We start from the raw sequence: 19,924 nt of genomic DNA on the forward strand, positions 1-19,924 counted from the left end.
GCGCCACGCGCCCGCGTTCAGGAGATGACGGCCGACGTCCCGTCAGGGGCCGCGAAACCCCCGGAAAACCTTCCGGTAACGAATCCGCGTTCATCTCTTGACACCCGCACCCGCCAGGCAGCAACCTTCCGGCAACGACGTGGGAGCGCTCCCATCGGGACGCGACACAGCCTTGCATCAGGTCCTGGCGGACGCCGCCGAGCCGCGATCAGCCGGCCGGGCCTCTTGGCGCACGAAGAGCACCACCTTGGACGAGGAGAGTGGAATGCGCACTTCCAGCAGCAGACGCGGACGCCGCGCGGCGATCGCGGCGATCGCCGTCGTCGTGACCGGCACGACCCTGCTCACCGGTTGCGGCGGCGGCGAGGACGACGCCGGCAAGGACGGCCGGGGTGCCGGGAAGGTCACGCTGCGGATCGGGACCTTCGGTTCCTTCGGCTACGACGACAGGACCGGCGCCAAGCTCTACGCCGAGTACGAGCGGCTCCACCCGAACATCAAGATCGAGGAGTCGAACGTCTCCGACGGCCAGAAGTACTGGGACACGCTGAAGCTGCGCCTCTCCCAGAACAGCGGCCTCGCCGACATCCAGGCCGTCGAGGTGGGCTACATCGCCGAGGCGACCGGCACCGCCATGGCGAACAAGTGGGTCGACCTGGGCAAGGAGGGCGGTGCGGACCTCGGCGCCTTCCTCGACTGGAAGGTCAAGCAGGCGACGACGGCCGACGGCAAGGTCATCGGCCTCGGCACCGACATCGGCCCCATGGCCATCTGCTACAACAAGGACCTCTTCGCCAAGGCCAAGCTGCCCACCTCCCGCGAGGAGGTGGGCAGGCTGTGGGCCGGCGACTGGTCCAAGTTCATCGCGACCGGCGAGAAGTACAAGGCGGCCGCGCCCGCCGGCACCGCCTTCCACGACTCCGCGAGCGGCCTGTTCAACGCCGTCGTCTCCAGCGACCCGGTGCAGTACGCCAACGCGAGCGGCGAGCTCGACTGGGAGAACAGCCCCGGCGTGAAGAAGGCCTGGGAGACCGCCGTGAAGGCGGCTCAGGGCGGACTCACCGCCAAGCTGCGCCAGTTCGACGAGAAGGGCACCTGGAACGCGGCCTTCAAGAACTCGAAGTTCGCCACGGTCGCCTGCCCGAGCTGGATGACCGGCATCATCAAGGACCAGGCCGGCCCCGCCAACCAGGGCAAGTGGGACATCGCCGCGCCGCCGGTCGCGGGCAACTGGGGCGGGGCCTTCCTCGCCGTGCCGAAGTCCGGGAAGCACACCAAGGAGGCGGCCGAGCTCGCCGCCTGGCTGACCGCCCCGGAGCAGCACGCCAAGGTGTTCGCGGTCAACGGCAACATCCCCTCGTCCAAGGACACGCTCACCTCGGTCGCCGTCCAGGAGGCGAAGCTGCCGTACTTCGGCGACACGCCGGTCGGCAAGATCTTCTCCAGCGCCGCGGCCAGGATCACGCCCGCCAGCATCAGCCGCTGGGACGGCCAGGTGAAGACCTTCCTCACCGACAACGGCATCCTCGACATCGAGCAGCGCGGCACCGACCCGGCCAAGGCCTGGGAGAACGTCAAGAAGCTGGTCGACGACAAGATCGACCAGTAGCGGGGGCGCCTGCCGGTCCGCCGTCGCCTGCGGGCGGCGGACCGGCACCGTCCGCACCACCGCACGCATCGACCTGGAAGGACGCCCCCGTGGCCACCTCCGTTCGGGCGAAGCGGGCCGGCTCCCCGCCGCCCGCCGCACCGCCCTCCTCCCCCGGCCGGCCCCGCGGCCGCCGCGCGGCCCCGGCCGGCCTGCGCGCCAGGCTCTACCGCTGGGACACCAAGGCGATCCCGTACGTCTTCATCGCCCCCTTCTTCCTCACCTTCGCGGCCTTCGGGCTCTTCCCGCTGCTCTACACCGGCTGGCTCTCGCTGAACCGGGTCGAGCTCGGCGGCGACCCGACGTGGAAGGGCCTGGAGAACTACACCGACCTCGCGACCAGCGAGTTCTTCTGGAACGCGCTCCTCAACACCTTCACCATCGGGGTCATCTCGACCGTTCCGCAGCTGCTCATGGCCCTGGGCCTGGCGCACCTGCTCAACTACAGGCTCCGCGGCCGAGGCTTCTTCCGGGTCGCGATCCTCGCCCCGTACGCCACCTCGATCGCGGCGGCGACCCTGGTCTTCGCCCAGCTGTTCAACACCGACTACGGAATGATCAACGGCCTCCTCGGCTGGATCGGCATCGACCCCGTGGACTGGGAGTCGTCCAGGTGGCCGGCGCAGATCGCGATCTCGGTGATCGTCACCTGGCGCTGGACCGGCTACAACGCGCTGATCTACCTGGCCGCGATGCAGGCCGTGCCGCAGGACCTCTACGAGGCGGCCTCGCTCGACGGGGCCTCGCGCTGGCGGCAGTTCCTCAGCGTCACCATCCCGTCGATCCGGCCGACGATCCTCTTCACGGTCATCGTCTCCACCATCGGCGCGACCCAGCTGTTCGGCGAGCCGATGCTCTTCGGCGGCAGCGTCGGCATCAGCGGCGGCAGCGGCAACCAGTTCCAGACGCTGAGCCTGCTGATGTACGAGAAGGGCTGGGTGACCGGCGCCCTCGGACAGGCCTCCGCGATCGCCTGGGTCATGCTGCTGCTCCTCCTCCTGATCGGCGGCGTCCAGGCACTGGTCTCCCGCCGCAACCGCACGAAGCTGGGGGGATGACCTCATGGCCCGCACACTCGACACGACGCCGGTCGGGGCCGGGGTCCCGGCGGCCCGGCCGGGACGCCGCTTCGGCCCGTCGGCCGGCCGTCAGCACCACGCGGGACCGGTGACGTACGTCCTGCTCGTCGTCGCCGCGTTCGTCTCGCTCTTCCCGCTGTACTGGAACGTGGTCGCCGCCTCCCACACCGGCGAGCGGGTCGTGGAGGCCCCGGCGCCGCTGCTGCCCGGCAAGCGGCTCCTGGACAACCTGAGCTTCGCCTGGAACCAGGTCGACATGGGCGAGGCGCTGGTCAACACCACGGTCGTGGCCAGCCTGGTGGCGCTGTCCACCGTGCTGTTCTCCACGCTCGCCGGCTTCGCCTTCGCCAAACTCCCCTTCCGGGGCCGGGGGATGCTGCTCTCGCTGGTGGTCGCCACGATGACGATCCCGCCGCAGCTCAGCGTCATCCCGCTCTACCGGATCATCACGGACCTCGGCTGGTTCGACCAGCTCCAGTCGGTCGTGCTGCCCTCGCTGGTCGCCGCCTTCGGCGTGTTCTTCATGCGCCAGTTCCTGCTGGAGGCGCTGCCGGTGGAGCTGGTGGAGGCGGCCCGGATGGACGGGGCGCACAGCCTCCGGATCATCTGGCACGTGGTCTTCCCCGTGGCCAGGCCGGCCATGGCCGTGCTCGGCATGCTGGTCTTCGTCCAGGCCTGGAACGACTTCTTCTGGCCGTTCATCGCGCTCACCCCGGACGGCAGCCCCACCCTGCAGGTGGCGCTCGCCGGCCTCGGCGCGGGCAACCACAGCGTGGACCACGCCGTGGTGCTGACCGGTGCCCTGATCTCCACCGTGCCGCTGCTGCTGGTCTTCGCCTTCCTCGGCAAGCACATCGTCGGCGGCATCACGGCCGGCGCCGTCAAGAGCTGACCGCCCGGCGCCCGCCTCCGCTCGTACCGGAGCGCCGGCGCGCCGAAGTGCCGCCCTACCCGTACCCGTCATCGTGTTGGGAGCCCTCTCCTATGACCGCGCCCGAAACCCGGCCGCTCACCGCCGTCCGCTCGTTCCCCGCCGACTTCCTGTGGGGCGCGGCCACCGCCGCGTACCAGATCGAGGGGGCGGCGGCGGAGGACGGCCGCACCCCCTCCATCTGGGACACCTTCTCGCACACCCCCGGCAAGGTCTTCGAGGGCCACACCGGTGACGTGGCCGTCGACCACTACCACCGGTTCCGCGAGGACGTCGGGATCATGGCCGAACTCGGCCTGAACGCCTACCGGTTCTCCGTGTCCTGGTCCCGCGTCCAGCCCACCGGCCGCGGCCCGGCCGTCCAGCAGGGGCTCGACTTCTACCGGCGGCTCGTCGACGAGCTGCTCGCGGCCGGGATCGAGCCGGCGCTGACGCTCTACCACTGGGACCTGCCGCAGGAGTTGGAGGACGCGGGCGGCTGGCCGGAGCGGGCGACCGCCGAGCGGTTCGCCGAGTACGCGGGGATCGTCGCCGCGGCCGTCGGCGACCGGGTGAAGCGGTGGACCACGCTCAACGAGCCCTGGTGCAGCGCCTTCCTGGGGTACGGCTCCGGGGTGCACGCGCCGGGGCGGACCGACCCGGTGGCCGCGCTGCGCGCCGCCCACCACCTCAACCTCGGGCACGGCCTGGCGGTCCAGGCGCTGCGGGCCGCGCTGCCGGCGGACCGGCAGATCGCGGTCTCGCTCAACCTGCACGAGATCCGTCCGCTGACCGGCTCGGCCGAGGACCTGGACGCGGCCCGTCGCATCGACGCCGTCGGCAACCGGATCTGGCTGGGGCCGATGCTGGAGGGCGCCTACCCGGAGGACCTGTTCGCCGACACGGCGCACCTCACCGACTGGTCCTTCGTCCGGGACGGCGACACCGCGGCGGCGCACCAGCCGCTGGACCTGCTCGCGATCAACTACTACACGCCGACGGTGGTCTCGACGGTGCCCGAGGGCGGGGAGAAGCCGCAGGACGACGGCCACGGCAACAGCGAGCACTCGCCCTGGCCGGGCGCGGACGCGGTCGCCTTCCACCGGGCGCCGGGCGAGCCGACGGCGATGGGCTGGGCGGTCGACCCGAGCGCGCTGTACGACCTGCTGACCCGGGTCTCCACGGCGTACCCCGATCTTCCGCTGGTGATCAGCGAGAACGGGGCGGCGTACGAGGACGTGGTCGGTCCGGACGGTTCGGTGCACGATCCGGAGCGGTCCGCCTACGTGCACGCGCACCTGGAGGCGGTGCACCGGGCGATGGCCGACGGGGTGGACGTCCGCGGCTACTTCCTCTGGTCGCTGCTGGACAACTTCGAGTGGGCGTACGGCTACGCGAAGCGGTTCGGCGCGGTCCGGGTGGACTACGACACCCTGGAGCGCACCCCGAAGTCCAGCGCCCGCTGGTACGCCCGGGTGGCCCGCTCGGGCGAGCTGCACGCCCCCGGCGGACACTGACGCGGGACGGGGGAAGGGTCGGGGGGGGGGGCCCGCCCCCGCCCCCCCCCCCGGGGGGGGGGGGGGGGGGGGGGGGGGGTCCGCGGGGGGGGGCCCGGGGCCCCCCCCCCCTCCGCCCCCCGCGGGGGGCGCGGCCGGGGGGCCCCGGGCGGGCGGCGGCCCCCCCCGCGGCGCCCCGGGGGGGGGGGGGGGGGGGGGGCGGGGCCGGCCCCCCCCCACGACCCTTCCCCCAGGTGCTGATCGGCTGTCAGATGTCGACGACGCGGTAGCCGATGACGTAGACGCCGCCGGAGCCCTCGACGGTGCGCCACTGGGTCTCGGCGCCGACCTCGCTGCCGGTGACGAGCGTGGCGCCGAGCTTGTCGTCGCTGCTGGTGGAGTCGTAGTCCCACAGGGTCAGGGTGCGGGCCTGCTCCTTGCCGAGGATGAGCGCGGCGTTGCCGTTGCCGTCCGCCATGGAGCGGACGTAGCCGGTGCCCATGGTCTGGTACTTGATGCCGTTGCCGGGCCAGACCTTGACGGCGTTGCCGTTGGCGTCGGTGATCTTGAGGTAGGCCTCGTCGTGGTCGCCCTCGCTGTTCTGCTGGCAGTGCAGCTCGAACAGCTCGATCTTCACGTAGTCGATCGGCTCGGCGTGCGCGGTGCCGGCGAAGGCTCCCAGGCTGCCGAGGCCCAGCAGGGCGGTGGCGGCGGCTCGGACGACTCGGTTCTTGCGCATGTGGTCCCCCCACACATCGGGTCACTGGTGTGACGTGGTGCCCGGTCCGCCTTCCCGGCGGCCCGGTGTGCCGTTTCCCCTCGGCACGACACCCACTGTGCCGGGCGGCCCGGTCCCGGCTCTACGCGCGTTCCGCTGGGTGGAACGGCGCCGGGTCACAGGACGAGGGCGGTCGTGGGGACCGGTGCCCGCCTGCCGCCCCGGGCCAGCGCGCGGGTGACCGCGGCCCCCGCCTCGGCGACGGCCTGGGCCAGCGCGTCGAGCCGGCGGCCCGCCGGGACCATGCCGGCGAGCGCCGCGACCGTGCGGCCGTCCGGGGCGCGGACGGGCAGCGCGGCGCAGCACACCCCCTCCATCACGTCCTCCTGGTCGAGGACCGCCCCGCCGCGGAGGGGCCCGCACAGCGCCTTCCCGGCGGCGGTGTCGAGGCGGAAGGCGATGCCGTCGCGCACGGGGAGGAGCGGCTCCAGGTCGCCGGGCACCGAGCTCACGGTGATGGCCATGTCCTCGCGCATCACGGCGAGGACGACGCTGGCGCCGGTGACGGCCCGGAGGCGCTGGAGCGGCAGCCGGGCGGCGGGGCGCAGACCGGGGTGCGGTTCCCAGGCCTGGCCGAGGCGGTAGAGCTGCGGGCCGACCCGGTAGCGGTTGCCCTTCCGTTCGACGGCGCCGACCCCGACCAGCTGGTCGAGCAGCCGGTGGACGCTGCCCTTGGGCACTCCGCAGGCGAGCGCGAGTTCGGTCACGCCCGCCTCGTCGCCGTTCCGGCGCAGGGCGTCGAGCAGCGCGAACGCCCCTTCCAGCACTCCCCGGCCGCGCTCCTGGCCCCCCGGCGCGGCCGTCCTCGCGACGCCGCCCGTTCTCCGTCCCGTTCCGGTGTCCATGAATGAGTCCCCCTGACTCGCTACGCCCGGCCGTGGTCCCCCGATGGCGCGGCTGCGGGCACGGGTACACGATGCCGCAGACCGGACCATTACGGCGAAGGGCTTGCGCGCCCGGCCGTGTCGCCCCGTGCCCGGGCCGCCCGGCGGGGGACCCCTTAGGGTGGGCGGTCATGAGAGAAGCTCAACCGCCCGCCGCCCGGTCCCGTCGGCGCAGGACCGTCGGACTGGTCGCCGGGGCCGCCGTGGTCGCGGGGCTGGCGACCGCGTTCGTCGTCGCCGCACCGCCCTCGGAGTCCGCCTCCCGTCCGGTGGCGAAGGCCACGGTGGCGGCGAGGACCACGGTGGCGGCGAGCCCCTGGATGCGTGCGGCCGGGGCGCCGCTGACGGTGATCGCCCACCGGGGCGCCCCGTCCGCGGCTCCCGAGAACACCCTGGTCTCCGACGAGGTGGCCCGGCGGGGCGGGGCCGTCTGGATCGAGAACGACGTCCAGCCCAGCAAGGACGGCGTGCCGTACATCCTGCACGACACCACCGTCGACCGGACCACGGACGGCACGGGGCCGATCCGCTCGCTGACCTCCGACCAGCTCGACGCCCTGGACGCCGGTTCCTGGTTCGCGCCCGCCTACGCCGGCACCCGGGTCCCGACCCTGGCCGCCCAGCTCGCGGACCTCAGGGAGCGCGGCGGGAAGCTGCTCCTGGAGATCAAGGGCCGGCACAGTCGCGCCGAGGTGGACCGGATCGTCCGGGAGGTCCGGGACCAGGACATGGCGGACCGGGTCTTCGTGCAGAGCTTCGACATCCCGTCCCTGCGGTACGCCCACGAGCTGGCGCCCGAACTGCCGCTCGGCCTGCTGCGCGGCACCCTGGACGCCGACCCCGTCGCACTCGCCCGGGAGCTGGACCTCTCCGCGTACAACGTCTCGGACGCCGCGCTCGCCACCCGTCCGCAGCTGGTCGGCGACCTGCACGCGGCCGGCGTGGCCGTGAACGTGTGGACGGTCGACGCTCCGGCGCGCTGGAAGGCCCTGGACGCGCTCGGCGTGGACGGCGTCATCACGAACCGCCCCACCGAGCTGGGCGGCTGGTCGTCCGGCCGGACGAGCTGAGCGGCGCCGGGGCGGCCCGTCAGCGGGTGGTCAGTTCCGGCAGGAGGTCGGGGTTGACCACCCGGAGGATCGTCGCGATGTCGCCGGGGTCGGCCGCCGGCCACAGGACGGCCCTGGCCGCGCGGTACTTGGCGGCCAGCCGTTCCCGCTGGGCGGGCGGCAGGGCGGCGGCCCGGTCCGCGCGGCTGTTGTGCGCGTTGTCGGCGATCTTCACGAGGGTGGCGTCGGGGTCCTCCGCGATCCGGCGGAGCTTCTCCTCGTAGGCCGTGTCCGGGTGGTTGGTGACGGCTTCGACGAGGGCGACGACCCGGGCGGGGATCCCGGCGGCGCGCAGCCGCTCCGCCGTCCACCCGGTGTCCTCGATGACGTCGTGCAGCAGCCCGGCCATGGCCAGGTGCGGGCCGAGCGGCTCCAGGCCCGCGGCGACGGCCCGGACGTGGGCGACGTAGGGCACGCCGGCCTTGTCGACCTGCCCGGCGTGCGCGCGGTCGGCCAGTTCGTCCACTTCGGCGAGAGTCTTCATGTCCCCCATCATCGCCGGGCCGTGGGGGACGCGGCCGTCACACGCTGTTCACGCGGAACCGGGAATGCCCGCTCCGCGGCTCCCGGTTGCCCGGTGCATGACCCTTGGAGTGACGCTCAGCTCGACCTCCCGGCAGCTTCCGATCGACGACACGGTGCGCCTCGCGCGGGAGGCGCACGACGCCGGCCTGCACTCGGCGTGGTTCGGCCAGTCCTTCGCGTACGACTCCCCCTCGCTCGCCGCGATCGTCGGGCGCGAGGTGCCCGGGCTGCAGGTCGGGACGTCCGCGATCCCGATCTTCGGCCGCCATCCGCTGCTCGTCTCCAGCCAGGCGCAGACCGCGCAGGCCGCCACCGGCGGCCGCTACCACCTCGGGCTCGCCCTCGGCACCCGGCACCTGACCGAGACCGCGTTCGGCCTGCCGTACCAGCGGCCGATCGGGCTGCTCAGGGAGTTCCTCACCGCCCTGCGGCCGCTCCTGGAGACGGGCGGGGCGGACTTCCACGGGGAGCTGCTGACCGCGACGACGCCGTACCCGGCGGCGGTGCCGGGGGCGGACCGGCCGCCGGTGCCGGTGCTCGTCGCCGCGATGGGCCCGCAGGCGCTGCGCGTCAGCGGTGAACTCGCCGACGGCGTCCTGCCGTTCCTCGCGGGTCCGCGTGCGCTGGCCGGGCACGTCGTCCCGGCCGTGACCGCCGCCGCCGAGGCGGCGGGCCGGCCGGCGCCCCGGATCGTGGCCCTCGTGCCGGGCGTGGTGACGGCGGACGCGGAGGGGGTGCGGCAGAGGGCGGCGGAGGCGCTCGCCCTCTACGAGCGGATTCCCTCCTACCGGCGTGCGATCGAGCTCTCCGGTGCCGACCGGGCGGCCGGGCTGGCCGCGATCGGGGACGAGGAGACGGTCGCCGCCGAGGTGCGGCGCTACCGCGAGGCGGGGGCGACGGAGGTGGTCTTCACCGCCACGGACCTGGGCGGTGAGGACGACCGCCGCCGCACCTGGAAGCTCCTCGGCGAGCTGTCGCGCGGCTAGGGCGCCCGGCAGCTCAGGGCCTGGTGGACCCCCCGCTCAGGTCCTGGGCCGCCCGCTCGGCTCCTCCCCGCGCCCTGGGCCGCCCGCTCAGCTCCTCCCCGCGCCCTGGGTCACCGCCTCGGCCTCGGCCGGTTCCTCGCCCTCGGTGTCCAGGTGGGGCAGGATCCGGTCCAGCCAGGCGGGGGTCCACCAGGCGTGGTGGCCGAGGAGGGTCATCACGGCGGGCACGAGCAGCAGGCGCACCACGGTGGCGTCGATGAGGACGCTGGCGGCGAGGCCGAGGCCGAGCATCTTGATGACGATGTTGTCCGAGACGATGAAGGCGGCGAAGACGCTGACCATGATCAGCGCGGCGCAGGTGATGACCCGGGCGGTGATCTCCAGGGCGTGGGCCACGCTGGCCTTCGAGTCCCCGGTGCGCAGCCAGGCCTCGCGGACGCGGGACAGCAGGAAGATCTCGTAGTCCATGCTGAGTCCGAAGACGATGGCGAACATCATCATCGGCACGTAGCTCTCGATGGGCACCTTGCCGTTGACGCCGAGCGCGGGGCCGCCCCAGCCCCACTGGAAGACGGCCACGACGACGCCGTACGAGGCGGCGATGGAGAGCACGTTGAGCACGGCCGCCTTGACCGCGACCAGGACTCCGCGGAAGACGACGAGGATGACGAGGAAGGCGAGTCCGACCACGACGGCGATGATCAGCGGCAGGCGGCTGGAGACGATGTCGAGGAAGTCGACCTGGGCGGCCGTGTTCCCGGTGACGTAGGTCTGCGCGTCGGTGCCGGCCACCGCCTGCGGGAGGACGTCGTCGACGAGGTGGTTGGTCAGCCGGGTCGTCTTCTCGTCCTGCGGGGAGGCCACGGAGTAGGCGGTGCCGACGAGGACGTCCCCGTCGGAGGTGGTCTGCAGCGGGGTGACGAAGGCGGCGTCGGGGACGCCCGTCAGCGACTGCTGGAGCTTGGTGCCGAGGGCGGCACGGTCGGCGGCGGGCACGGCCGACTGGTCGACGACGACGGTGAGGGGCCCGTTCACACCGGGCCCGAAGGCCGTGGAGATCAGGTCGTAGGCCCGCCGGTCGGTGAACGACTCGGGGTCGGCGCCGTCGCCGATGTGGCCGAGCTGGATGAAGAGCAGCGGGAAGGCCAGGACGAGCAGGACCAGGACGCCGCCGGTGAGGAACCACCAGGGGCGCTTCTCGACGCGTTGCGCGTAGCGGTGCCAGGTGCCGTGCGCGGGGGTGCCGGGGTCGGCGTCGGTCTCCGCCACGGGCTTGCGGACGTGGTAGCGGTCGATCCGGCGGCCGACGAGTCCGAGCATGGCCGGGACGAGGGTGAGCGCGGCGATGACGGCGGTGACGACCGTGAAGGCGGCCGCCAGGCCGAGTTTGCCGATGAACGTGACCCCGGAGACCCACAGGCCCGAGAGGGCGATGATGACCGTGCAGCCGGAGACGAGGACGGCGCGGCCGCTGGTGGTGGTCGCGCGGGCGGCCGAGTCGGCGGGATCGTGGCCGTGCATGAGGTTCTGGCGGTGGCGGGTGATGAGGAACAGCGCGTAGTCGATGCCGACGCCGAGGCCGATCATGGTGGCCAGGGTGGGTGAGACGGTCCCGAAGGTGAAGGCGGCCGCCGCCAGGCCCAGCAGGGCCAGCCCGCAGATCGCTCCGAGGAGTGCGGTGACCAGCGGCATGACGGCGCCGATGACGCTGCCGAAGCCGATGAGGAGGACGACGATCGCGACGGCGAAGCCGATGGCCTCGCTGCTGCGGTCGTCGGCCGCCGGCCGGGCGAGTTCGCCGAGCGAACCGCCGTACTCGACGGTGACGCCGGCGTCCCGGAGCGGCTGGACGGCGGCGTCGACGCCGTTCAGGTAGTCGGTGCCGAGGGTGGAGGGCGCCACGCTGAAGCGGATGGTGATGTAGGCGGTCTTGCCGTCGGTGGAGAGCGGCCCGACGTTGGGCGTCCCGGCCGGGAGCGCGGGCGGGGTGGTGCCGGGCGGCGGCAGCGGGTTCTGGGCGCCGAGGACGTCGGGGAGCTTCGCCAGGGCGGTGACGGCGGAGTTGACCGCGGACGACTCCTGCGTGAGGGGCTTGGAGGGGTCGTTCAGGACGACCTGGGCGCTGTATCCGGCGGCGGCGGGATCGTGCGCCTGGAGGACGTCGAGGCCCTCGGCCGACTGCACCCCGGGGAGCGCGAAGTCGTCGGAGAACATTCCGCCGACGGCCCGGTCGGCGATCTGGAGTCCCGCGACGGCCGCCAGCCAGAGGGCGATGACGACGAGGAAGTGGCGGGCGCACCAGTGACCGAGTCGGTAGAGAGCGCCTTGGGTGGATGCTGGCCGGCCCTGGGCCGGGCTTCCTGCGTTCATGGCGTGCCCGTGTCCGGATAGGGAAGTCCCCGAGCGGTTCCGGCACCCGCGTCGTGCGGGTCTACCCCGTCCATTCTTCGCCCGGCTCCGCGCTCCGGCATCTCGGCCGGGGGAAGGCCGGTGGGAAGTCGGCGGGAAGCGGGTAGGAAGCCGCCCGGGGCGGGCGGTCGGCCCGTGACATCCGGGAAAGGGAGCGGACATGCGGGACGAGGGTGCCGGGCGGAAGACGTTGTCGGCGGCGGAGCTCTTCGACGACCTGGGCATGGCGTACGAGCGGGCCTTCGGGCGTCTGCCGGAGCAGTCGGCGGCGGTGGACTGGCTCACGGAGCGCCTGGGCGCGGGGGCCCGGGTCCTCGACGTCGGCAGCGGCACGGGGCGTCCGGTCGCCGACCGCCTGGTGCGGGCCGGGTGCGCGGTGACGGGCATCGACGTGTCCGGGGAGATGGTCGGGCTGGCCCGCGCGCAGGTGCCGGGGGCCACGTTCGAGCAGGTGGACGTGCGTGACTACGACGCCCCGCCGGAGGGCTTCGACGCCGTGTGCGCCTTCTTCCCGCTGCTGATGATGAGCCGGGCGGAGGCGTCCGCCGCCCTGGAGCGGATGGCGGGCTGGGTGGTGCCCGGGGGCTATCTGGTGACCGCCACGGTGCCGGCGGACGTGGACGGGGTGGAGATCGAGTTCATGGGCCGGCCGGTCAGGGTCTCCAGCTTCTCGGCCGAGGAGTACGTGCGGACGCTGCGGGAGGACTGCGGCCTCGACGTCCTCCGGCACGAGGTGTCGGTCTTCCGGCCGGACGACGAGCGCGCGGTCCCGGAGGAGCACCTGTTCTGCTTCGCGCGGCGCCCCGACCGGGCCGGCGGCGGGGGCGTCTGAGCCCGGCGCCGGGGGCGTCCGTCATTCGGGCAGCCGTCTCGGGACGCGGAAGAGAAGAAGGTCACAGTCGTACGCCCTCCTGCTCCTTTGTGGATCTCCCCTAGCATCCGAGCCATGACGGTCCTGCCTGACGACGGGCTCTCCCTGGCGTCCGAATTCCCAGACGCGCCACACGAGCAGTGGCAAAACCTCGTGGCGGGCGTCCTGCGCAAGTCGGGCAAGGAGGTCTCCGGCGCCGCCGCCGAGGACGCCCTGTCCACTCTGCTGGAGGACGGCCTCGCCACCCGCCCGCTGTACACCGCGCGTGACACCGCGCCCGACCCCGGCCTGCCCGGCTTCGCGCCCTTCGTGCGCGGCGGGCGCGCCGAGGGCAACACGACCGACGGCTGGGACGTGCGCCAGCTCCACGCGGCGGCCGACGGCGAGGCCGTCCTCGCCGACCTGGAGAACGGCGTCACCTCCCTCTGGCTCTCGGTCGGCGGCACCGGCATCCCGGTGTCCTCGCTCGACGGCGTCCTCGAGGGCGTCTACCTCGACCTCGCGCCCGTCGTCCTCGACGCGGGCGACGAGACGGAGGCGGCCGCCGAGCGGCTGCTGCGGCTGTACGAGGAGCGGGGGGTCGCCCCGGAGGCGGCCCGCGGCAACCTGGGTGCGGACCCGCTGGGCCACGAGGCCCGCACCGGCCGCGCGGCGTACGACCTCGCGTCCGTGGCCGGTCTGGCGCGCCGCTGCGCCGACCGGTACCCGGGGCTGCGGGCCCTGACCGTGGACGCCCTGCCGTACCACGAGGCCGGTGGTTCGGCCGCGCAGGAGCTGGGCTGCTCGCTCGCGACCGGCGTCGCGTACCTGCGCGGGCTGACCGAGGCCGGACTGAGCGTCACGGAGGCGTGCGGTCAGCTGGAGTTCCGCTACGCGGCCACCGCCGACCAGTTCCTGACGATCGCGAAGCTGCGCGCCGCGCGCCGCCTGTGGGCCCGGGTGGCCGAGGCCTGCGGCGCCCCGGAGGCGGGCGCGCAGCGCCAGCACGCGGTGACCTCGCCGGTGATGATGACGCGCCGCGACCCGTGGGTGAACATGCTGCGCACGACCATCGCGACGCTCGCGGCGGGCGTGGGCGGCGCCGACAGCGTCACCGTGCTGCCCTTCGACGACGCGCTGGGCCTGCCCGACGCGTTCTCCCGCCGGATCGCCCGCAACACCTCCAGCGTCCTCATCGAGGAGTCCCACCTGTCCCGGGTGATCGACCCGGCGGGCGGTTCCTGGTACGTGGAGCGACTCACCGACGAACTCGCGCACGCCGCTTGGGAGTTCTTCCAGGACATCGAGCGGGACGGCGGCCAGGAGGCCGCGCTGCGCTCCGGCGCGGTCGGCGAACGGCTCGCCGAGACCTGGGCCGCGCGCAGCAGGAAGCTCGCCACCCGCCGCGAACCCATCACCGGCGTCAGCGAGTTCCCGCACCTCGCGGAGAAGCCCGTGGACCGCGCGCCCGCGCCCGAGCCGTCGGCCGGCGGCCTCCCGCGCGTGCGGCGCGACGAGGCGTACGAGGCGCTGCGCGCCCGTTCCGACGCGCACCTCGCGGCGACCGGCGCCCGGCCCCGCGTCTACCTGGCGGCGCTCGGCCCGGCGGCCGCGCACTCGGCCCGGCTCGCCTTCGCCGCGAACCTCTTCCAGGCGGGCGGCATCGAGGCCGTCACCGAGGGCACGTTCGAGGAGAGCGGCGCCCGCGAGGCCTGCCTGTGCTCCAGCGACGCGCTGTACGAGGAGGGGGCGGAGGCCGCCGCCGGGGAGCTGCGCGCGGCCGGGGCCGAGCACGTCCTCCTCGCGGGGCGCCCCGGGTCGTACGCCGGTGTCGACACGTACGTCTTCGCCGGCTGTGACGCCGTCGCCCTGCTCTCCACCGCCCTCGACCGCATGGGAGTGTCCTGATGTCCATCCCCGATTTCTCCGGGATCGAGCTCGGGGCACAGGCCGCCGCCGGCGGTCCCGACGAGTGGCGCTCGGCCGTGAAGAAGGCGGCGGGCGGTGACGACCTGCTGTGGGAGACCCCGGAGGGCATCGCCGTCAAGCCGCTCTACACCGGGCAGGACCTGGAGGGCCTCGACTTCCTGGACACCCTGCCGGGCGTGGCCCCGTACCTGCGCGGCCCGTACCCGACGATGTACGTCAACCAGCCCTGGACGATCCGCCAGTACGCGGGCTTCTCCACGGCCGAGGAGTCGAACGCCTTCTACCGGCGCAACCTCGCGGCCGGCCAGAAGGGCCTGTCGGTCGCCTTCGACCTGCCGACCCACCGCGGTTACGACAGCGACCACCCGCGCGTCACCGGTGACGTCGGCATGGCCGGCGTGGCCATCGACTCGATCTACGACATGCGGCAGCTGTTCGACGGCATCCCGCTGGACAAGATGTCCGTGTCGATGACGATGAACGGCGCGGTGCTTCCGGTCCTCGCGCTGTACATCGTGGCCGCCGAGGAGCAGGGCGTACCGCCCGAGAAGCTGGCCGGGACCATCCAGAACGACATCCTCAAGGAGTTCATGGTCCGCAACACGTACATCTACCCGCCCGGGCCGTCGATGCGGATCATCTCCGACATCTTCGCGTACACCTCGCAGCGGATGCCGCGCTACAACTCCATCTCCATCTCCGGTTACCACATCCAGGAGGCGGGCGCGACGGCCGACCTGGAGCTGGCGTACACGCTGGCGGACGGTGTGGAGTACATCCGGGCGGGGCGCGAGGCCGGGCTCGACGTGGACGCGTTCGCGCCGCGCCTGTCGTTCTTCTGGGCGATCGGCATGAACTTCTTCATGGAGATCGCCAAGCTGCGAGCGGCCCGGCTCCTCTGGGCGAAGCTGGTCAAGCAGTTCGACCCGCAGAACGCCAAGTCGCTTTCGCTGCGTACGCATTCGCAGACCTCGGGCTGGTCGCTGACCGCGCAGGACGTGTTCAACAACGTCACGCGGACGTGCGTGGAGGCGATGGCGGCCACCCAGGGCCACACCCAGTCGCTGCACACCAACGCCCTCGACGAGGCGCTCGCGCTGCCCACCGACTTCTCGGCGCGCATCGCGCGGAACACGCAGCTGCTCCTCCAGCAGGAGTCCGGCACCTGCCGGACGATCGACCCGTGGGGCGGCAGCGCGTACGTCGAGAAGCTCACGTACGACCTGGCCCGCCGCGCCTGGCAGCACATCCAGGAGGTCGAGCAGGCCGGCGGCATGGCCAAGGCCATCGACGCGGGCATCCCCAAGCTGCGCGTGGAGGAGGCCGCGGCCCGCACCCAGGCCCGGATCGACTCCGGACGGCAGCCGGTGATCGGCGTCAACAAGTACCGGGTGGCGTCCGACGAGCAGATCGACGTCCTCAAGGTCGACAACTCCTCCGTCCGCGCCCAGCAGATCGCCAAGCTGCGGCGGCTGCGCGAGGAGCGCGACGAGACGGCCTGCCGGGACGCGCTCGACGCGCTCACCCGGGCCGCGGGCGGCGACGGCAACCTCCTGGAGCTCGCGGTGCGCGCGGCCCGCGCGAAGGCCACCGTCGGCGAGATCTCGGAGGCCCTGGAGAAGGTGTACGGCCGGCACGCGGCGCAGATCCGTACGATCTCGGGTGTGTACCGCAACGAGACAGGCGAGTCCCCCTCCGTGGAGCGCACCCGGGCCCTGGTCGACGCCTTCGGCGAGGCCGAGGGGCGCCGGCCGCGCATCCTGGTCGCCAAGATGGGCCAGGACGGGCACGACCGCGGCCAGAAGGTGATCTCCACCGCCTTCGCCGACCTGGGCTTCGACGTGGACGTCGGCCCGCTGTTCCAGACCCCGGCCGAGGTGGCCCGCCAGGCCGTGGAGGCGGACGTGCACATCGTCGGGGTCTCGTCGCTGGCCGCGGGGCACCTCACCCTCGTGCCGGCGCTGCGGGAGGAGCTGGCGGCGGAGGGCCGCGAGGACATCATGATCGTGGTCGGCGGTGTCATCCCCCCGCAGGACGTGGCGACGCTCCTGGAGATGGGCGCTGCGGCCGTGTTCCCGCCGGGGACGGTGATCCCCGACGCGGCCCACGACCTGGTGACCCGGCTGGCGGCCGACCTCGGACACGACCTGTGATCGGTCTCGACACGTATGTGAAGGGCGTGCTCGACGGGAAGCGGGCGGTGATCGCCCGTGCGATCACCCTCGTCGAGTCGACGCGCCCCCAGCACCGTGCGCTGGCGCAGGAGCTCCTCACGGAGCTCCTGCCGCACAGCGGCAAGGCCGTGCGGATCGGGATCAGCGGGGTGCCGGGGGTCGGGAAGTCGACCTTCATCGACGCGTTCGGGACGATGCTGACCGGGCTGGGGCACCGGGTGGCGGTGCTCGCCGTCGACCCGTCGTCGACCCGTACGGGCGGCTCCATCCTCGGCGACAAGACGCGGATGGAGCGGCTCGCCGTCGATCCGGCGGCCTTCGTCCGCCCCTCCCCCAGCGCGGGCACGCTCGGCGGCGTCGCGAAGGCGACGCGGGAGTCGATGGTCGTGATGGAGGCCGCGGGGTACGACGTGGTGCTCGTGGAGACGGTGGGCGTCGGCCAGTCCGAGACCGCCGTGGCGAACATGGTCGACTCGTTCCTGCTGCTCACCCTGGCCCGTACGGGCGATCAGCTCCAGGGCATCAAGAAGGGCGTCCTGGAGCTGGCCGACGTGGTCGCCGTCAACAAGGCGGACGGCCCGCACGAGCGTGACGCCCGCGCCGCCGCGCGTGAGCTGGCGGGCGCGCTGCGGCTGATGCACGGCGCCGACGCCGTCTGGACGCCGCCGGTCCTGAGCTGCAGCGCGCGGGAGTCGGCGGGCCTCGACGAGGTCTGGGAGCGACTGCGGCAGCACCGGCTGCTCCTCGACTCGACGGGCCGTCTCACGGCCAAGCGCCAGGACCAGCAGGTCGACTGGACCTGGTCGATGGTCCGCGACGAGCTGCTGCGGCGGCTGCACACCGACCCGGCGGTCCAGGAGGCCGCGCCCGCGCTGGAGCGGCGGGTCAGGGGCGGCGAGCTGACGGCGACCCTGGCCGCCGAGGAGATCCTGCGGGCCTTCGGGGAGCGCCGGGACTGAGGCGGGGGTACGGGCGCCTGGAGGGGATTCCCTTCGGGCGCCCTTCTCCGTGCCCGGGGTCAGGCGTCCTCCATGCCCGGGCGCAGCCGGGCGAGCAGGGCGTACAGGGTGGCGCTGTCCTCCGCGCCGAGCGTGTCGAGGGCGCCGTGGGTCGCCTGCATCTCCTCGCGGACCCGCCGGATGACGTCCCGGCCCTCGTCGGTCGCCACGACGTTCTTGACGCGCCGGTCGGAGGCGTCGGCCTCGCGGCGCACGAGGCCGCGTGCCTCCAGGCGGTCCACGATCCCGGTGACGTTCGAGGCGTCGCAGACCAGCAGCGTGGCGAGGGCGCGCATCGGCAGGGGGCCGTTGAGCTGGGCGAGCACCTTGGCCTGGGTGGAGGTCAGCCCGTGGTGGGCGGCGGCCGCGGCGAAGTCGCGCCACTGGGCCGTGCCGATGGCGGCGAGGAGCTCCAGCAGCTGGAGCTTGGTGGGCGTCTCGGGGGTCGTCGCGCTCATGTTTCGAGCGTACTCAAGACCCTTGACATTATCAATTGTTTACTTAAGGACCTCAAGCATTTACTTGACCTCCTCAAGCATCGGGGCCTACCTTCGTCGTATTACTTGATGACATCAAAGATCTACGACGTGAAGCACCGAGAAGGCCACCCACACATGAGTCACGAGACCACCCCGCCCGCCGCCGACCCCCGGCGCGAGACGCTCGTCGTCTTCGCGCTGAGCCTCGCCGCCATGGTCGTGTCGATGATGCAGACCCTGCCGGTCCCGATCCTCGGCCTCATCCGCGCCGACCTCGGCACCTCGGCCGCGAACGTGAGCTGGGTGACCACCGCCACGCTGCTCTCCGCCGCCGTCTTCACCCCGCTGCTCGGCCGCTTCGGCGACCAGCACGGCAAGAAGCCCACCCTGGTCGCCGTCCTCGGCGTCATGGTCGCCGGCTCCGTCGTCGCCGCCCTGGCGACCTCGCTCCCCCTGCTGATCCTCGGCCGCGTCCTCCAGGGCGCCGCCACCGCGATCTTCCCGCTGGCCCTGTCCGTGCTGCGCGAGGAGGTCCGCCCGCAGAAGCTGCCCGGCGCGATGTCCCTCGTCAGCGGCACCCTGGCCTTCGGCAGCGGCCTCGCGCTCGTCGCCACCGGCCTGCTCACCTCCGGCTCCGACGCCGACTACCGCAGCGCCTTCTGGATGGCCACGGGCTTCGCCGCGATCGCCCTGCTCGCGGTCGTGTTCCTGGTCCCCGCGACCCGCCACAAGACCGGCGGCCGCACCGACTTCCTCGGCGCGCTCACCCTCGGCGCCACCCTGCTGCTGCTCCTGCTCCCGATCTCGCAGGGCCACGAGTGGGGCTGGACCTCCGGCCGCACCCTCGGCAGCTTCGCGGCCGCGGCCGTCATGACCGTCGTCTGGGTCCTCACCGAGCTCAAGGTCCGCGAGCCCCTCGTCGACATGCGGATGTTCGTGCACCGGCCGGTGCTCATGGCCAACCTGGCCGGCGTCCTCGTCGGCTTCGGCATGTTCGCGAACTTCCTGGGCGTCTCGTACCTCGTCCAGATGCCCGAGGCCCTCACCGGCTACGGCTTCGGCGCGTCCGTCCTGCGGGCCTCCGTCGAGTTCCTGCTGCCCGGCGCGATCGTCTCCCTGCTCGCCTCGCCGATCGGCGGCCGGCTCGTCCGCCACCGCGGTCCGCGCACCGCGCTGTCCCTGGCCGCCGCCCTGGGCGCCGTGGGCTTCGGCTGGCTCGGCCTCGACCACGGCCACACCGCCTCGGTGATCGGCGCCGGCGTGATCGTCGGCGCGGCCGTCAGCTTCGGATACGCGGCCATGCCCGCCGTCATCATGGCGAGCGTCCCGCACCACCAGAGCGGCATCGCCAACGGCATCAACTCCATCTCCCGCTCCACCGGCAGCGCGATCGGCAGCGCCGTGGTCACCACGATCCTGGCGTCGAAGACGATCGAGCACCTGCCCGCCGGCGTCCCGCCCCTGCCCGCCGAGTCCGGCTTCACCCTCACCTTCGGGATCGGCGCCGTCGCCTTCGCGCTCGTCGCCGTCATCGCCCGCCTCGGCCTGCGGGCCGGCCAGGCGCCCCGTACCGAGCGGGTGAGCGCGCCGGCCGCCGAGAAGGAGAAGGCGGCCGCTGCATGACGAGAGGGACGGGCCCGTCGGACGACGGGCCCGTCCCTCTTCCGTGC

16 protein-coding genes are annotated in these 19,924 nt (G+C 73.2%); 11 read left to right on the plus strand and 5 right to left on the minus strand.

Going from position 1 to position 19,924, the window contains the following annotated elements:
* Positions 1-265 precede the first annotated feature (265 nt).
* The 4 genes from ACFYUZ_RS18395 to ACFYUZ_RS18410 all read left to right on the plus strand — a co-directional run bounded on the left by ACFYUZ_RS18395 (position 266) and on the right by ACFYUZ_RS18410 (position 5,154).
* Entirely contained in the window at positions 266-1,609 is a 1,344-nt protein-coding gene (locus ACFYUZ_RS18395; protein WP_389310407.1) for an ABC transporter substrate-binding protein, read from the plus strand.
* A gap of 89 nt (positions 1,610-1,698) precedes the next feature.
* Positions 1,699-2,706, plus strand: a complete 1,008-nt coding sequence (locus tag ACFYUZ_RS18400) for a carbohydrate ABC transporter permease (RefSeq protein ID WP_389310409.1) — start codon at positions 1,699-1,701, stop codon at positions 2,704-2,706.
* Between the two features lie 4 nt (positions 2,707-2,710).
* The gene (locus ACFYUZ_RS18405) at positions 2,711-3,619 is read left to right on the plus strand and encodes a carbohydrate ABC transporter permease (RefSeq protein ID WP_389310410.1); all 909 of its coding nucleotides are present in this window, start codon (positions 2,711-2,713) and stop codon (positions 3,617-3,619) included.
* A 92-nt stretch (positions 3,620-3,711) separates the two neighbouring features.
* The gene (locus tag ACFYUZ_RS18410; RefSeq protein WP_389310412.1) at positions 3,712-5,154 is read left to right on the plus strand and encodes a GH1 family beta-glucosidase; all 1,443 of its coding nucleotides are present in this window, start codon (positions 3,712-3,714) and stop codon (positions 5,152-5,154) included.
* 247 nt (positions 5,155-5,401) lie between these two features.
* On the opposite strand, the gene ACFYUZ_RS18415 is transcribed toward ACFYUZ_RS18410, so the two are convergent.
* Both ACFYUZ_RS18415 and ACFYUZ_RS18420 read right to left on the minus strand, forming a co-directional pair.
* A complete protein-coding gene (locus ACFYUZ_RS18415; protein ID WP_123456469.1) occupies positions 5,402-5,872 on the minus strand; it encodes a hypothetical protein in 471 nt (156 codons plus the stop codon).
* 155 nt (positions 5,873-6,027) lie between these two features.
* A complete protein-coding gene (locus tag ACFYUZ_RS18420; RefSeq protein ID WP_389310414.1) occupies positions 6,028-6,756 on the minus strand; it encodes an IclR family transcriptional regulator in 729 nt (242 codons plus the stop codon).
* Between the two features lie 170 nt (positions 6,757-6,926).
* Between ACFYUZ_RS18420 and ACFYUZ_RS18425 the strand changes: the two genes are divergently transcribed.
* Positions 6,927-7,865, plus strand: coding sequence for a glycerophosphodiester phosphodiesterase (locus tag ACFYUZ_RS18425; RefSeq protein WP_389310416.1), 939 nt, complete (start codon positions 6,927-6,929; stop codon positions 7,863-7,865).
* A 19-nt stretch (positions 7,866-7,884) separates the two neighbouring features.
* Here the strand turns inward: ACFYUZ_RS18425 and ACFYUZ_RS18430 are convergent, their stop codons facing one another.
* Positions 7,885-8,388, minus strand: a complete 504-nt coding sequence (locus ACFYUZ_RS18430; RefSeq protein ID WP_389310418.1) for an HD domain-containing protein — start codon at positions 8,386-8,388, stop codon at positions 7,885-7,887.
* Between the two features lie 97 nt (positions 8,389-8,485).
* Here ACFYUZ_RS18430 and ACFYUZ_RS18435 point away from each other — a divergent pair, with 97 nt between their 5' ends.
* Positions 8,486-9,415: a TIGR03564 family F420-dependent LLM class oxidoreductase gene (locus tag ACFYUZ_RS18435; RefSeq protein ID WP_389310420.1), complete on the plus strand. Its 930-nt coding sequence runs from the start codon at positions 8,486-8,488 to the stop codon at positions 9,413-9,415.
* Positions 9,416-9,502: 87 nt separating this feature from the next.
* Here the strand turns inward: ACFYUZ_RS18435 and ACFYUZ_RS18440 are convergent, their stop codons facing one another.
* Positions 9,503-11,785 (minus strand): MMPL family transporter, encoded by a 2,283-nt coding sequence (locus tag ACFYUZ_RS18440; RefSeq protein ID WP_389310422.1) that lies wholly within the window; start codon positions 11,783-11,785, stop codon positions 9,503-9,505.
* Positions 11,786-11,984: 199 nt separating this feature from the next.
* Between ACFYUZ_RS18440 and ACFYUZ_RS18445 the strand changes: the two genes are divergently transcribed.
* From ACFYUZ_RS18445 to meaB, 4 genes are all read left to right on the plus strand, one after another.
* On the plus strand, positions 11,985-12,656 hold the full coding sequence (locus ACFYUZ_RS18445; protein ID WP_389310424.1) for a class I SAM-dependent methyltransferase: 672 nt from the start codon (positions 11,985-11,987) through the stop codon (positions 12,654-12,656).
* Between the two features lie 114 nt (positions 12,657-12,770).
* Positions 12,771-14,582: a methylmalonyl-CoA mutase family protein gene (locus ACFYUZ_RS18450; protein ID WP_389310426.1), complete on the plus strand. Its 1,812-nt coding sequence runs from the start codon at positions 12,771-12,773 to the stop codon at positions 14,580-14,582.
* Positions 14,582-16,756 carry a methylmalonyl-CoA mutase gene (scpA, locus tag ACFYUZ_RS18455; RefSeq protein WP_389310427.1) on the plus strand — a complete coding sequence of 725 codons (2,175 nt, stop codon included), beginning with the start codon at positions 14,582-14,584 and terminating at the stop codon, positions 16,754-16,756. Before ACFYUZ_RS18450 ends, scpA begins: the two co-directional genes overlap by 1 nt.
* Positions 16,753-17,736, plus strand: a complete 984-nt coding sequence (gene meaB, locus ACFYUZ_RS18460) for a methylmalonyl Co-A mutase-associated GTPase MeaB (RefSeq protein WP_389310429.1) — start codon at positions 16,753-16,755, stop codon at positions 17,734-17,736. Before scpA ends, meaB begins: the two co-directional genes overlap by 4 nt.
* 59 nt (positions 17,737-17,795) lie before the next feature.
* On the opposite strand, the gene ACFYUZ_RS18465 is transcribed toward meaB, so the two are convergent.
* Complete coding sequence (locus ACFYUZ_RS18465) at positions 17,796-18,233, minus strand: MarR family winged helix-turn-helix transcriptional regulator (RefSeq protein ID WP_389310431.1); 438 nt, start codon at positions 18,231-18,233, stop codon at positions 17,796-17,798.
* A gap of 156 nt (positions 18,234-18,389) precedes the next feature.
* On the opposite strand from ACFYUZ_RS18465, the gene ACFYUZ_RS18470 reads away from it, so the two are divergent.
* Entirely contained in the window at positions 18,390-19,877 is a 1,488-nt protein-coding gene (locus ACFYUZ_RS18470; RefSeq protein WP_389310433.1) for an MFS transporter, read from the plus strand.
* Positions 19,878-19,924 lie beyond the last annotated feature (47 nt).

It is taken from the genome of Streptomyces sp. NPDC004266, assembly GCF_042874095.1.
Classification (GTDB): domain Bacteria; phylum Actinomycetota; class Actinomycetes; order Streptomycetales; family Streptomycetaceae; genus Streptomyces.

What these genes read in the sequence shown, in the direction of transcription:
- ACFYUZ_RS18420 (WP_389310414.1), bottom strand. Translation starts at nt 6,756, where the DNA reads ATGGACACCGGAACGGGACGGAGAACGGGCGGCGTCGCGAGGACGGCC.
- ACFYUZ_RS18395 (WP_389310407.1), top strand. Translation starts at nt 266, where the DNA reads ATGCGCACTTCCAGCAGCAGACGCGGACGCCGCGCGGCGATCGCGGCG.
- ACFYUZ_RS18435 (WP_389310420.1), top strand. Translation starts at nt 8,486, where the DNA reads ATGACCCTTGGAGTGACGCTCAGCTCGACCTCCCGGCAGCTTCCGATC.
- ACFYUZ_RS18405 (WP_389310410.1), top strand. Translation starts at nt 2,711, where the DNA reads ATGGCCCGCACACTCGACACGACGCCGGTCGGGGCCGGGGTCCCGGCG.
- ACFYUZ_RS18445 (WP_389310424.1), top strand. Translation starts at nt 11,985, where the DNA reads ATGCGGGACGAGGGTGCCGGGCGGAAGACGTTGTCGGCGGCGGAGCTC.
- ACFYUZ_RS18415 (WP_123456469.1), bottom strand. Translation starts at nt 5,872, where the DNA reads ATGCGCAAGAACCGAGTCGTCCGAGCCGCCGCCACCGCCCTGCTGGGC.
- ACFYUZ_RS18440 (WP_389310422.1), bottom strand. Translation starts at nt 11,785, where the DNA reads ATGAACGCAGGAAGCCCGGCCCAGGGCCGGCCAGCATCCACCCAAGGC.
- ACFYUZ_RS18425 (WP_389310416.1), top strand. Translation starts at nt 6,927, where the DNA reads ATGAGAGAAGCTCAACCGCCCGCCGCCCGGTCCCGTCGGCGCAGGACC.
- ACFYUZ_RS18410 (WP_389310412.1), top strand. Translation starts at nt 3,712, where the DNA reads ATGACCGCGCCCGAAACCCGGCCGCTCACCGCCGTCCGCTCGTTCCCC.
- ACFYUZ_RS18430 (WP_389310418.1), bottom strand. Translation starts at nt 8,388, where the DNA reads ATGAAGACTCTCGCCGAAGTGGACGAACTGGCCGACCGCGCGCACGCC.
- scpA (WP_389310427.1), top strand. Translation starts at nt 14,582, where the DNA reads ATGTCCATCCCCGATTTCTCCGGGATCGAGCTCGGGGCACAGGCCGCC.
- ACFYUZ_RS18470 (WP_389310433.1), top strand. Translation starts at nt 18,390, where the DNA reads ATGAGTCACGAGACCACCCCGCCCGCCGCCGACCCCCGGCGCGAGACG.
- ACFYUZ_RS18465 (WP_389310431.1), bottom strand. Translation starts at nt 18,233, where the DNA reads ATGAGCGCGACGACCCCCGAGACGCCCACCAAGCTCCAGCTGCTGGAG.
- ACFYUZ_RS18450 (WP_389310426.1), top strand. Translation starts at nt 12,771, where the DNA reads ATGACGGTCCTGCCTGACGACGGGCTCTCCCTGGCGTCCGAATTCCCA.